Origin of the sequence: Undibacterium sp. Di27W, assembly GCF_049340345.1 — a bacterium.
Lineage (GTDB): Bacteria > Pseudomonadota > Gammaproteobacteria > Burkholderiales > Burkholderiaceae_D > Undibacterium.
In genome coordinates this window covers 1-14,305 of the sequence record NZ_JBMPOS010000003.1, presented here as the reverse complement: position 1 = coordinate 14,305, position 14,305 = coordinate 1, and the positions used below count along the sequence as shown (strand labels likewise).

Sequence of the window (14,305 nt, the reverse complement as noted above, 5' to 3'; positions counted from 1 at the left end):
ATCACAATTCCAGGCCCATTCAGGTCATGGGTGAAAAGTAAGCGCCAACTGCCTGAACATCATCGACAGTGATATTGCCAGCAGTCACACGCAGCCTCAGGAAACTAATCAGGTAATTGTATTTAGCCTGGGCCAGGTCACGCTTGGAGGCAACCAATTGCTGTTCTGCACTCAGCACATCAAGATTGATACGCACACCACCCTTGACGCTTTGCTTGGTTGCTTCAACCAGCAAAGTGGATGAATTGACCGATTTTTGCAAGGCAGCGATCTTGGTCAGGCTGGTTTGTACTGCGTTATATTGCTTGCGCAATTCTATCGAAATACGATTGCGTGTGCCATCCAGGTCAGCCTTGGCTTTGTCGCGGTTGGCGACAGACTGATTACTGACCGCGCTGACATAACCACCAGAATAAATCGGTATCACCAATTGCACGCCTATACTCTTGACGGTTTGATCCTGAGTACGATTCGCTAAACTATCTGACAGGCCGCGATTGTAACCAACGTTAAGGTCCAGTCGTGGTGTGTGCCCGGCTTTACTCTTGTCAATTTCCAACTCTGCAGCTTCGAGGGAAAACTTGGCTGCGGCAATCTCAGGATTGTTTTCCGTGGCGATCGTCATCCAGTCATCGAAACTTGACAGTGACCCTGGCATGACATTGAACTCGGGGCGCAAGCCATCGAGTTGTTGCACTTCACTACCGATGATGGCAGAAAAAGTATTTCTTGCATTCAGCAAAGTGTCTTGCGCTTCTATGACCTGGGCTTCAGCGACATCAAGCTTGGCCTGAGTTTCCAGCATGTCGGTCCTGGTACCCTCACCTTTTTCAAACATGCGTTCATTGATACGCTTTTGCTCCGCATAGGCATCTCTTTGAGCACGGAACAAATCCAGCTGATCCTCTGAAAATTTAACATCCGCATACGAAGTCACCAGACGAACGATCAAATCCTTGCTGCGTGCAGAAAAGATGGCATCGCTATAATTGGTCTGTGCTATACCTTGTCTGTAACGCGCCGTCGCATCCAGACTGAACAATACCTGGCGTAACGAAAGAGAGCTGCTAATACTGGTGTAGTCGTAATCATTGGTGACTTGATATATTTGCCCTCCAAGCGCTATAGGAGCAGTAATTTCAGCCTTGTTTTTGCTGGTGCCATAAACGTATTGCACTGTCGGCAGCAAGCCCGAACGACCAATATTCTTGTACTCTTTGCCCGCAGTATTTTCTGACACGGCAGCACGGTAAGATGGATCATTGATCAATGCCGCCTCATAGGCTTGCAACAAGCCCATGGCTTGTGCCTGGCCTGCTGACATCACAAGGACGCTGCAGGCGGCGGCAATCAGATTGAGACGCTTCCATGATTTTTTCATGATTACTCCTCAGTCAAGGCAGAATGAGCACGGTCAAGCACAGGTTTGAGCAAGTAGTTCATCATGGTGCGACCACCAGTGCTGACAAACAATTCAACTGGCATACCTGGGCGAACTTGCAGATTGGCGAGCAGCTTTTTGCCTTCAGGTGTGACTTCTGCACGCACTTTATAGAAGGCCTGGCCGGTTCTTTCATCCACAGTACGGTCGGCAGACACCTGGGTAATGACGCCAGGGATATGCGGTGTCGTATTGCTGTTGAATGCAGAGAAAATCAACTCTGTCTTCAAGCCCGCATGTACTTTGTCAACCAGGTTGACTGGCAAACTGGCTTCAACAATCAGGGCATCATCCAGAGGAACCAGTTCCATCAGTTTGAAACCGCTAGGCACCACTGCGCCTTTGGTAAATACATTCAGAGCCACGACAGTACCTGCAACAGGTGCTTTTACGGCTACATTGTTGAGATCGAAATCCAACGCTGTCAGGCGGTTTTGCAGAGCTTCGGCTTCTTTTTGAACATCCGACAATTGTGTGCGGATTTCTTTTTGATAGTCTTGCTGACGCTGAGCTTTACGCAAGCCCATTTCCATGATCTGGCGCGAGACACGGCCCATATTGCCCAAGTCTTCAGAAATACTGCCATTCACTTGCGCATAAGTGCGTTCCAGGTCCAGCAGACGATTGCGGGCGATATAGCCTTCCTTGGCCAGATCGCGCATACCGTCGAGCTGTTCCTTGAGGAATTGTTGCTGTTGCTTCTTGCTGACCATGGATTCTTCCAGGCCTTTTTGTTGCGATTTCATACCGGCAATATTTTCATCCACTGCACCCAGCTCACTTTGTATGGAAATCTGACGTGTAGTGAACAATTGCTGTTGCAGCAAAATGACGCTGGCAACGCGGGGATCACTTTTCGCTTCATCCAATTCCTTGGGGAAACTGATGGACTTTGCACCTGCACGTTCGGCCAGCAGTCTTGCTTCTACCGCCTGGGCCGTGAACAATTGCACCCTGGTGATTTCTGCATTTGACTTGGCGCTGACATTGTTCATCTTCAACAAGACTTGACCCGCCTTGACGACATCGCCATCCTTGACCAGGATTTCATCTACAGTACCACCAGTTTGATGCTGTATCACTTTACGGCTGGAAGCGACTGCGACGTTGCCACTCATAGGCACGCCCTTGTCCAGCTTTGCCGTAAATGCCCACAGCAAGAAACCAACCACGCCCACCAGAATGATGATCCAGCCCATACGGGAATAGCTACGCGCATCCGTGTTGACTTCCAGTATCTCTACATTATGGGTTGCCACATCTGTGACATCACTTTTCTTAACCAATGCATTTTTCATGATTACTCCTGTTCTGCAGCTGTAGCATTTGCTTGCTCTTGCGCACTGGCATTAATTCTTGCCTGTGTATCTGCTGGCGGCTCAGATGCCGCAGCTTGCAAGCCATTTTGCTGTTGTGCTTGCTGGGCAGCCTGTTGTGCTGCTGCGGCTTGCTGAGCTTGTTGCATTTGTTGTTGATTGGCCTGATTCAAAGCAGCCAGGACCTGGTCACGCGGACCGAAGGCTTGTGCTACACCGTCGCGTAACAACAAGAGCTTGGTCGTAGCACCCAGGATTGTTGTGCGGTGAGTGATCAGAACAATGGTCTTACCACGTTGACGCAGATCATTGACCGCCAGGACCAAGGCCTGCTCTCCGGCATCATCCAGGTTGGAATTTGGTTCATCGAGGACCAGCAGGGATGGATCGTCGTACATGGCACGCGCCAGGCCCAGACGTTGTTTTTGGCCGCCAGACAAACCAGCACCACCATCACCCAGACGGGTATCGTAACCTTGCGGGAAATGCAGGATCAATTCATGCACACCGGCGCGCTTGGCAGCCAGTATCACTTTTTCAGAATCGACTTCGCCAAAACGAGCGATATTTTCTGCCACTGTACCAGCAAACAATTCTATGTCTTGCGGCAGATAACCGATGTTAGGACCGAGCTGGTCTTTATTCCATTGATAGATATCAGCACCATCCAGACGCACTTTACCTACTGCGGCCGGCCAGACACCCACCAACAAACGAGCCAGGGTCGATTTACCTGAACCTGAAGGGCCAATCACACCGAGTACATCACCAGGTTGCAATGCCATCGTCAAGCCTTTGACAACGACAACGGTAGAACCAGGAGGCGCAGCAGTCACGCCCTCTACCGACAAGGCACCCAGTGGCTTGGGCAAATTCATGCCAGCCTGACGTGGCGGGTTGGCACCCAGCAATTCATTCAAACGGCCATAAGCACCTTTGACTGTGCTCCATTGTTTCCATACACCGATCAGTTGGTCGATAGGACCAGTTGCCTTACCCAGCAAAATCGAACCGGCAATCATCATGCCTGGGGACATCTTGCCTTCGATAACCAGCAAGGCACCAAAACCCAATACCAGAGACTGTACCGAGACGCGGACAAATTTACTCAAGGCCGTGATAATGCCTGACTTTTCGCTCGCTTCTGCTTGCAATTGCAGGAAACGGCCATGCAACTTGAACCAACGCGACATCAGGTTAGGCAGCATACCCATGGCTTCAATAACTTCGGCATTGCGCAAGTTATTGGTTGCCAGAGTGCTGGAAATGATGGCCATGGTATTGGCTTCGGTCAACGGCTTCTTGGAGACGACTTCATTGGCATAGGCCAGTATCACCATGATGATCACTGCCGCCAGGGCAAACAAGCCAAGGTAAGCGTCAAACATGAAGATCACTGCCAGGTAGAAAGGGAACCAGGGTGCATCAAAGAAGGCAAACAAACCTGCGCCGGTCAGGAACTGGCGAATTTGCGTCAAATCCTGCAAAGCCTGACCTGCATTGCCGCCACCACGCTTCAAATTTTGTTCAAATGCAGCGGTATAGATACGCTTATTCATTTGCATATCGAGCTTGGCGCCAAGACGTATCAGCACAAAACTACGGATGTATTCGAGTGCACTCATCAATGCATAAGCACCCAGCATCAGCAATGTCAACATCAACAAGGTGATTTCGTTGCGACTTTGCAAAACGCGATCATAAACCTGTAACATGTACAGGGAAGGTGCTAACATCAAAAGATTGATGATAGCGCTGAAAATGCCAACGGTCCTGAAAGCACTTTTAAAAGTCATCAAGACTTGTGCGATTTCCGTTTGTGGAAGTTTTAATTTCGAGATCATTTGTATTCTTTGCACATTGAAGTACTAAAAACAACGCAATTTAAAAGGTGACCGCCGGATGAATACGCTCTGAAATAGCGAAACTCATCTGCATATTCTGCATTTGTAAGGCAAGGCGGCATTATCCTCGTTCACAACTCAATTAAATGTGACGTACATCACATTTTTCGAAAGCGTAACATAAGTTTTACGCTTTTAAAACGTGTTTCGTGTATCAAAGTCAGTTAATTTCATATACTCCCCTCGGTATATAAAAATTTAAGTGTTTTCTACTCTGACGCCCTTGTTATTTCTCACATACTCCCTCATTTAGTCATTTCATAAGAATTTCTGCGCGAGTGAAATTTATTCATTTGGCAAGCTTACTCTTCGTGAAATCGCTTTCCTTACGAACAGATATTAAAGATAAATACTGGAGCGCCTTAGGTTACTGCCTGAAATACGGGGATTTACCAATTTTTACGATGAAGATCGGTATCTAAAATCAAGCACAATCTTTGACATTGGGAGTTATTGGGACCTTGTGCGCGCAGGCACACTGATCATTGCCGGATATGGACGAAAAAAAACGCCCCGCAATATCCGTTGCGGGGCGCCGAGTTCTTTAATGGTCTTGCTGGCTACAGTGTCATTTTAACTCAATTACGATCGTGTTTACAAGCGGCTGTGCAGATATCTCATTTTGAATGTTAACTTTTGTGTCTTCAGCCAAGGTGTTCACCCATTCCAGTTGAGCGGGCAAGCACACTTTTTGCAAATCATAGAATTCACAGGCAAAACGGCGAGCATTCTCCCCCAGGCGCAGCCTCTCTTCGGGCTGTTCCAGCAAATCACACACCTCTTGCGCCAGCGCTGCCACATCAAAGAAATCTACCAGTCTGCCAGTCTCATTATGGCGTATGGCCTCCCGCAAAGGCTGTGTATCTGACGCCACAATGGCACATCCAGCGCTCATGGCTTCCAGCAAACTCCAGGACAGCACGAAGGGATAGGTCAGATACACATGGACGCGTGACAACTGCAACAGAGGAATAAAATGCTGATAAGGAATGTTGCCGAGGAAGTGGATACGCTTGCGCGCCTCTTCCGGCAATAGTGGACTAACCTCTTTAAGGAAAATTTCTTTCCATGACTGGCCGCTGGCTGACTTGGCGCCATAACTGACATCGTCACCGCCCACCAGCAATACTTGCGCATGCGGGCGCTGTGCCAAGATCTGTGGCAAGGCGCGCATGAATATGTGGTAACCGCGATACGGCTCCAGGTTGCGATTGACGAAAGTGATGACTTCATCATCGCGCGTCAAGGTCAAGCCACCACCCAGGGTCAATGCAACGGCAGGATTGGGGGCAACCAGGTCGGTATTGATGCCGTCATGGATAACACTGATGTGTTCACGAAATGCGGCAGGAAATGTACTGGCTTGCCAGTGTGTAGGAGAAATGGCGGCATCTGCTATTTCTATATGCAAGAGATTATTGATATTCTTGAGTTGTATTTTGCAGGCTTGCTCTATGCTGCCGGAAGAAAACTCGGGATCGAAGCCTACGTCTGCCCCATGCGCATGGTAAAAGAATTCAGCATAGATCCCCAACTTGGCCCTGGGCCACACTTTCTTCAGGAATAGGCTTTCACCCCAACCTGGATGAGCAATAATGACATCAGGCGAAAAACCTTGTTCACGTAACTGCAGGGCGGCCCGCATGGCGGCCTCAGCACGGATAACTTTGGGTTCGCAATCTGCCAGCCAGGGATGGGTTTCGGCCGCTGTGCCACGTGCCACTTGATAAGAATGAACCTTGATACCATTCCATAAGGGCGGAGCGCCTTTTTGCATGGTCAAAGCCACAACTTCATTGCCAGCATCTACCGCCAAGGCCGGCGCCAGGTGCACAAACTGACCCGGGAAATTTTGGTGAACGAACAGGATTTTCATAAAGCAAACTGGATAGGAATACGAGCCAAAGGAATTGCCACAGTATAAACGCTATTATCTCTGGAAGCTGAAGCAAATCGTGCAGCTTTCAGCAAGTTTCTGCCATCAGCAAATGATGAGCAAACGCCTGTTGTATCCCATCAGGGCGCAAGTGGTGGGCATCAATATGCCATTGTTGATTTGCCTTGCCATTCCCACTATCGGTGAGGGCAAACAAATCGAGAAAATCCATGCCCTTTTGTAATGCCAGTTGCTTCAAAGTCAGATTAAACAGGATCAGAAACTGACCAAAATCATGCAAGTCTTGCTGACTTAATCCATTTTCATCGATATGGTAAGCCGGTACGCCACTGATGATCAGTTTTAATCTGCGTGGCTGGGCATGGGCCAGCAGCATGTGCAAAAAAGCCTCAATGGTTTTTTGCACGCGCTGTAGCAGGTCTGTTTCCTTATTTTTTTTACTCGCCTTGTAGATTCCACCATCAATACGACAATCAATTTCACCTACCATGATCAAGACGCTGGATGCTTCTGGCACCGCTTGCAAATAAGTCTTCATGAGCTGTTGGTAATGATTAGCCTCGACATGGCCGAGACGCCATTGTGTACAAGCTTCTATCCACAAACCTTTGCATTGCAAGCTGTGTCCACGATAACTGACCACCAGATTATGAGCAGACAGCATATGGCTCTCACCTATGACATGTAGCACACCATTTGCCTGTGGAATTTGTGTCTGCTGCCTGAACAATTGCCACCATAAATATATCTTCGACATGAAGACACAATAAATCAAGGAGCCTTTATCCTTGACCTGTACATTGTCCAGCATGGCTTTTGCCACCTGCAGCAAAGGCTCCACATTTGCTGTGTTCCCATATACATGGTGGAGTATTGCCAATTGCAGTGCCGCATTTTGACGAACAAAACCGGCTGCACTCAACTCCAGTACTTTTGAGTAATGCTGGACAGCTTCATTCAAGTGCCCGGTAATTTTATAGGCATTCGCCAAACAGGCATGCAACTCAGCATTGCCTGGCGCGATACTCAAACCCTGCTGATAACTGTGCATGGCTTCTGGCAGACGCTCTAGTTTCAGCAAGGCATTGCCACGATTATTCCAGCTTTGAAAATGACTCGCATTACCCGCTAGCACTTGCTCATAATCATACAGCGCACGCGCGTAGTCACGCATGTCCATGTAGAGATTGCCGCGATTAAAATAGGCATCTGGAAAATCAGTTTGTTTGCTCAATGCCTGGTTATAGCAAAGCATGGCCTCTGCTTCACGCCCCAGAGCACTGAGTGCATTAGCCTTGTTGTTGAGAACTTCAGCGAATTCTGGCGTGGAGGATAAAAACCGGTCATAGCTGACGATGGCATCAGCAGGACGTTGCAAGTCAAGCAAAACATTGCCCAGTGAAGCATGTATGGTGACATGGTCAGGCTTCATCGAAGCCGCCAGGCTCAGTAAATCGAAGGCTTGTTGAAACTGACCATTATTGCGTCTTATCATTCCTAGAAATTGCAAAGCGTCGAAATGCCTGGCGTCAATTGCCAATATCTGTTGATACATTGCTTCAGCCCCGAATAGCTGTCCACTTTGGTGTAAAGCTAAGGCTTGTTGCAACAATTGTGCTGTTTGTAGACGGGTATTTGCATTGTTAAGTGCTGACTTTGCCTGTCCTTGCCCGACGAGTGATTTCTTTTTTTGCATTCTGCAAACAATTATTTTGGCCCGAATTGGGCTAATAACAGCTCTTGAACTTCGGCAACAGGTCTGGCATTTTTACTACCAACTGCCCACAGGTCAAAGGCAGATGGTCGCGATGCCGCTACGACAGCTTTGAACCCAAATTCTGCCAACAGGTTCATCAGTACTTTTTGCGTGAAACCGCAACGATGTGCCATAAAAAGATTGCCTCTTTCCATGGCTGCACGATGCCCGTACAGTATATCCAGTGGAGAAATCGGACCAGCTGGAGAGACATAGGCTGGCTCCAGCAATTTGTCTTCAGCAACCAATTTACAGACAGAAACCAGATCCGGGCAAGTAACGACGAAAATCCCATCATCCTTGAGCACACGCAAAATTTCTTTGAGCGCTACAGGTACTTCATGGGGATACAAGTGCTCAATATTATGGGATGAAAACACGGCATCAATGGAAGCCGTTTCTACCGCACTCATGTCGGTCAAGGTTCCCTGTATGTCTGGATTGACTGTGGGATCGATATCAAATCGTATTTCCTGCCAGTCATTCGACTGAAAATAGGGTGTCGTTCCTGACTTGTTTTGTGGGCCGCAGCCTACGTGCAGTAATTTCAAAGTAGTCACCTTGTTATATATGATCAAAAAAAATGGGGCATAACAGCCCCATTTTCTACTTTCAGTCTGGTCTCGTCAAACGCAGATTACTGAACCTGGTCTGGGCGTGAGGATGCCAATGCAACCTTAGGCAAATGACGGAAAGATGCCCAATGCAATTCCAGAAGAGACATCAAGCCATTACGCACCCAGCGTGCCAGTATGGCATCGTCGAGCGCCATGACTTTTTCACGGTCCACAATACGGAAACCACCGATCAGGTGCACTTCATGGCCTTCACGGAAGTTGAGGTCTTTTGCTACCAGTACACCAGTAGTTTCCAGCTCATTCAAGACAACACGGCCTTCGCGCAGGTTCTTTTCATAGCTGTTCAGCAACTCCAGGACTGGGCCAAAGTGCGGATTGAATTCTGCCTTGTCTGTAAATACCAATTCACCTTCTTTGGCGTTGAACTGGGGAGCATCCATATCCGCTGCCAACACATATTCGTCAGTATCACCGATGCGACCCAGGATAAATGGGTAGCGGCGCACATGCACTGGCACATAGGCTTCAGTCCATTGGTTTTTTTCATTCAGGAATACATTGCGCTCTCTCAAGCCCAGCACAGCGATTGCATTCAATACACCGGATTGTGAAAACAGGACAGGATAGTATTCTGCTGCTTCAGGGATTTCTGTAGGTGCCAAAGGGGCAGTGGTCAGGCCACGGGCAAAGGCAAAGTCTGCGGCTGGTTGAAAGCGCAAAGCGCCATGCAGGTTCTTGTCCAGGGTTTGAGCATTTTGAAACATAGTAAAACTCCAATAACTAGAAAAAGCCCATTTCCATTGATGGCATGGGTTAAGCGCCAGACATAAATGGCATTAAATCGCAAATCACTATTTGATCACAACACGATTACTCACATTGAAATGTAGGCGTTTTGGTCAAAATCAAGTCCAGTATTGTATCAGCAGGATACGCAGATAGCGCTTTTTTCGGAACGACTATCCTGTCGCAGGCAAATCATGCTGCCGTCACATTACACGTCTGGAGCGCTACTTGATAAAACTTGCGCTAAAGCAGGTTACCCCTATGTAAATAGACAAAATATTAATCTCGCTTCTGCTTATATGGTCGGCATATTGCTATCGGCGACTGACATGCCCTCAAGTCAAACTGCAATGCATGCAGCTACTATGCACCAGTCATATCAGCTTGCGCCAGATCAGCAAGTAGCCTGGTATAGCCTGCAAGTTTTCCATCCTGATGGTTTGCGGCAGACACTGCAATATCGTAAAACCATGCTGAGCTGCCAAGCTTTGCAAATAAGTTAATTGATGTGCGTAACGGCCACTATTGCGCAGCTGATAGCCAATATGTTCCACTCCAGGCAGCTGGTTTGCGTCTCCTGCTTCAATTGAAAAAGCAAATAAACCATCAGGCACCAACAAACGACTTATTTCTGCAACAATGGCGTCGAGCTGTCCCAGATAAACAAATACATCCGCCGCGGTCACCAGTTCATAACTGGCGGCCAGCTCTTGCCTGGTCATGCTCAACAAATCAGCTTGAATCAATCTGCGATATAACTTTCTCTCTTGTGCCTTCAGCAACATTTTTTCAGATAAATCAACGCCAACAAAGTACTCTGCCATACTGGCAAGTTCCTGTGCCACCAGGCCGGTACCGCAACCCAGATCCAGGATGCGCCATGTTGCCTTGCCAGCCACTTTCATTTGCCTTAGCTGCTGGCCGATGACCGTTGGAATCTTATATTCGAGCACTTCTTGCAAATGCTGGTCAAAACGCTCGGCATAGTCATCAAACACCTTGCTGACATAGTTGACTGGCGCTTGGGCACTGGCCTGGCCACTGAGTACGTTAATAAAATGTGCGGCATTGCCTTGTTGCGGGTCTAGTGCAAGTGCTTGCTGATAGCTAGCCAGCGCCCGAGCAAGCTGACCGGCATCTTTATAAATATTACCCAGGGTATTATGAATTTCAGCCATGTCTGGTTGCAAGGCAGCAGCACGCTCAGCGCACTGTATGGCACTCTGCAAGTCTTTGTTTTTTTGATAGATCAGGGCAAGATTATTCCAGGGTTCTGCCATGGCCGGACTCAAACTGATGGCATGCCTGTAGGCCAGTATGGCCTTATCCAGATTGCCAGTATCTTTATACACATTGCCAATATTACTATGCGCCTCGGCGTAGTCGGGCTTGAGTTTGCAGGCTTGCTGAAAACACTGCAATGCCTGCTCAGCCTGGTTATTTTCACGCAAGGCTGCGCCCAAATTATTCAGCGCATAGAAGTTCCCGGGATTGCTTTGCAAGGATAATTGCATGAATTGTATAGCCTGCCCGTAATTTCGCATTTGGTGAGCTGTCACGCCATAAAGATGCAAGGCATCTGGATGGCTGGGATTGAGCTGCAAGATCGCTTGATAGGTTTTCCTGGCGTCCTCTATCTGAGCATTACGATGCATGAGCATGCCTTGTTCCAGCAAATGAGCAATCTGCCCAGATATTTGTTGTTTTTGTTTTTCAGCTTCAGAGTGCTTAAGTTCATCTGCAAGCATGCAACATTGCTTGTATTTTTTTCCGCTGCCACAAACACAGGGATCATTCCGGTTAAGTTTCTTGATAGTCATGACAAGGCAGCAGTAAAGCGCTCTGAGTTCTGAATAATTATTGAGTAAGACTGATTTTCAAAGCCAGCCTATGAAAACCTGATGCAAGGATGCATTAGCTAGCTATCATTATTAACAACACATACTAGCAAATTATAAAAAAACCCACCGCTTTGCAGAGGTGGGTTTCTTATTTTCAACAACAGGGAGGATGCTCTCTCCCTGCTGCATGGGTAGCAAGCTACCCATTTTCTTGCTTTGCTTACTGAATTAAGCGATGAAGTCGCCAGCGACGATGGAACCTGCGCCAGTGATTTTAACGATAAAGTCAGTTGCATCAACAGTACCTACAGTGCCACCGATGTTTTGGAAAGCATAAGTACCAGCTGCTGTACCTGCGGCTACAGTGATAACGTAAGCCTGGGTGTTAGCTGCCAGAGCTGCACCAGCTGCAGTTGCTGCTGTAGCGATAGCTGCTGCCAGAGTTGATGTATCAGCAGTAGCGATAGACAACAAGTTCAATGTTGTTGCTGCTGTGCCAGTTTTGAACACGTCAGCGCCAGCAACTTTGAAGTTTGCTACTGTATCGATTGCACTGATAACAGAACCAGTAGTGATAGTTTCAGCACCAGTTGCAGTTGTAGACAGATTGATCGTATCAGCACCAGTGCCGCCAGTTACTGTAACTGCTGTAGCAGCTGTACCCAACAGATTAACTGTTTGGCCGCCTGTACCCAGAACAACTACGTCGCCTGTTGCGCCTTTAGCGTAGTTCAGAGTTACACCAGCACCGTTTTCGTTAGTGAAGGTCCAGCCAGTTGCTGCAGAACCAGTAACTTGCACTGTTTCAACACCAGTTACCAGAGCAGAGATATTCAAGTTAGCACCGATAGTACCGATGTTCAGTGTATCTGCACCCAAGCCGCCGTCCAGCGTTGTTGCGCCGGCGATTTGTGTAGCTGTGTAGTTGAATGTATCGTTACCTGTGCCACCAACAACGCTCACTGTGTTAGTACCAGCAGTGAAAGTGTTAGTACCATTAGCCAGTGTGAAGCGTTCGATCGCAGCGTTAGCAACGATAGTACCAGCTGTAGTGAATGTCAGTGTTTCTGTATTGCCTGCAGTGATAGTACCTGTGAATGCATTGTATTGCGCTGCAGTCAGAGTGTAGTTACCAGTTGCTGCCAATGTCAGGTTTTCGAAGCCAGAGATGTTCGCACCAGAGATGTTTGCACCAGCGGCCAATGCCAGAGTATCTGTAACACCAGCACCTGCACTGAATGTGCCACTGTAAGCCAATGCGCCCAGTGTCAATGTCTGACCAGCACCAGCACCCAGATTGACGTTACCAGCAACGAAGGAAGTACCAGCACCTGTCAGATCAACGTTATCAACACCTGTACCGCCAGTAACTGTAGTGATACCAGAAGTAGCGTTAAAGAAGCTGATGCTGCCACCAGTGTTATCAGTGATCAAAGACTTGATGTTGCTGATAATACCGCCAGTTGTACCGTTATTAATAACAACAGTAGAGTTACCTGTCAGGCTGATAGTGTCTTGATCGCCAACATTACCACTGATAGTAGTACCGCTCAGGTTAGCAACTGTACCTGTGAAGTTATCATTCACACCTACTGCGCTAGTGAATGTACCACCAGCAGTGAATGCTGTTGGGCTCAAAGCTGAACCACCACCATTGATTGGGGATGTACCAACTACGCCTGTTGTTACAGTTGCGCCGCCAGACAGATTCACTGCATTGCTGACAGTAGTGTTGTTCACGCCACCACCAGTTGCATTGGAAGAAGACGTAGTGTCAATCACCAAAGTGCCGCTAGTAACAGAGATCAAAGACAGATCGATGTTGTTTGCGCCAGCGATGTCATCAACGATAGTCAGTTGATGTGGAACATTGCCTGTGAATGTCAATGCTGGACCTGTCAGGGACAAAGCAGCACGGGCAGCAACGATTGCAGCGTATTGGGAAGCAGTGATCACAACAGCAGAGTTCGCTGTGATGTTTTCCACGCCAGAGATTTGCGCACCAGCCAGGTTGATCGCACCGTAAGTCACCAGTGTATCGTTACCAGCACCCAGATTGATGGTGTCTGTGACTACACGTGCCGCTGCTGTTGCAGTGGATTGTGCATTCAGGTTCACACCGTTTTCTGTCACGTTGTATGTACCAGCAACATAGTTACCCAACAATACAACGCGGTCTGCACCAGCGCCGAGTTGCAGGAAGTTGGCGCCACGGCCCAGTGTCACGTCCAGTGCAGATTGTGCTGTCAATGCGCCTGCATCGATAGATACGCCGACTGTTGCGTTAGCAACGTTGGTGTTGTCGATAGCACGGATCGTCAGACGTTCTACGTGAGTTGTTGTGTTGGCAGCCTGGAAGCTGTCAACCAATGCATCAACGATGGTGTCATTCAACTGGATTTGGGACACTTGCGTAATCGCTGTGTCGTTCGTCAGTTCGATGTTACCGATGTTTTTGATGCCGTTGAAGTCACCGATGGAAGCGTTTGTTGCATTACGCAGTTCGATGATGTCGTCGTTCTTTTGGCTGTTGTTGGTCGTGATTGTGTCAACTGCACCACCGTCAATCGCGTGGGAGCCATTGAAGTTTGCATCTGTGAAGATGATACGGTCGGCTGTGCGGCTTGCACCTTCTTCGCCTTTGTAGCTGAAGCGGCTAGTTGCGCTCAGTGTACGTGCGTCGATGACGACTGCGCTTTCAATGCCTGTACCAGCTGTCAGGTCAGCAGAGTTAGCACCGTTGTTGCCTGTGTCGTTGTCGTTGACAATCGCCAGTACGCCGCCGT

At 48.3% G+C, this 14,305-nt stretch carries 9 protein-coding genes; all 9 read right to left on the bottom strand.

Annotated elements, in window-relative coordinates:
• Positions 1-19: 19 nt before the first annotated feature.
• A complete protein-coding gene (locus ACO0LF_RS07660) occupies positions 20-1,381 on the bottom strand; it encodes a TolC family outer membrane protein (RefSeq protein WP_423013509.1) in 1,362 nt (453 codons plus the stop codon).
• 2 nt (positions 1,382-1,383) lie between these two features.
• Complete coding sequence (locus tag ACO0LF_RS07655) at positions 1,384-2,739, bottom strand: HlyD family type I secretion periplasmic adaptor subunit (protein ID WP_423013507.1); 1,356 nt, start codon at positions 2,737-2,739, stop codon at positions 1,384-1,386.
• A 2-nt stretch (positions 2,740-2,741) separates the two neighbouring features.
• The gene (locus ACO0LF_RS07650; RefSeq protein ID WP_423013505.1) at positions 2,742-4,601 is read right to left on the bottom strand and encodes a type I secretion system permease/ATPase; all 1,860 of its coding nucleotides are present in this window, start codon (positions 4,599-4,601) and stop codon (positions 2,742-2,744) included.
• Between the two features lie 628 nt (positions 4,602-5,229).
• The gene (locus tag ACO0LF_RS07645; protein ID WP_423013503.1) at positions 5,230-6,537 is read right to left on the bottom strand and encodes a glycosyltransferase family 4 protein; all 1,308 of its coding nucleotides are present in this window, start codon (positions 6,535-6,537) and stop codon (positions 5,230-5,232) included.
• An 88-nt stretch (positions 6,538-6,625) separates the two neighbouring features.
• Positions 6,626-8,053 (bottom strand): tetratricopeptide repeat protein, encoded by a 1,428-nt coding sequence (locus ACO0LF_RS07640; RefSeq protein ID WP_423013501.1) that lies wholly within the window; start codon positions 8,051-8,053, stop codon positions 6,626-6,628.
• 212 nt (positions 8,054-8,265) lie between these two features.
• On the bottom strand, positions 8,266-8,874 hold the full coding sequence (locus tag ACO0LF_RS07635; protein ID WP_423013499.1) for a class I SAM-dependent methyltransferase: 609 nt from the start codon (positions 8,872-8,874) through the stop codon (positions 8,266-8,268).
• 77 nt (positions 8,875-8,951) lie between these two features.
• Positions 8,952-9,656: a SapC family protein gene (locus tag ACO0LF_RS07630; protein WP_423013497.1), complete on the bottom strand. Its 705-nt coding sequence runs from the start codon at positions 9,654-9,656 to the stop codon at positions 8,952-8,954.
• Between the two features lie 396 nt (positions 9,657-10,052).
• Positions 10,053-11,498 carry a tetratricopeptide repeat protein gene (locus ACO0LF_RS07625; RefSeq protein ID WP_423013495.1) on the bottom strand — a complete coding sequence of 482 codons (1,446 nt, stop codon included), beginning with the start codon at positions 11,496-11,498 and terminating at the stop codon, positions 10,053-10,055.
• A gap of 249 nt (positions 11,499-11,747) precedes the next feature.
• The coding region (locus tag ACO0LF_RS07620; protein WP_423013493.1) for a beta strand repeat-containing protein at positions 11,748-14,305 on the bottom strand (2,558 nt) is incomplete at its 5' end.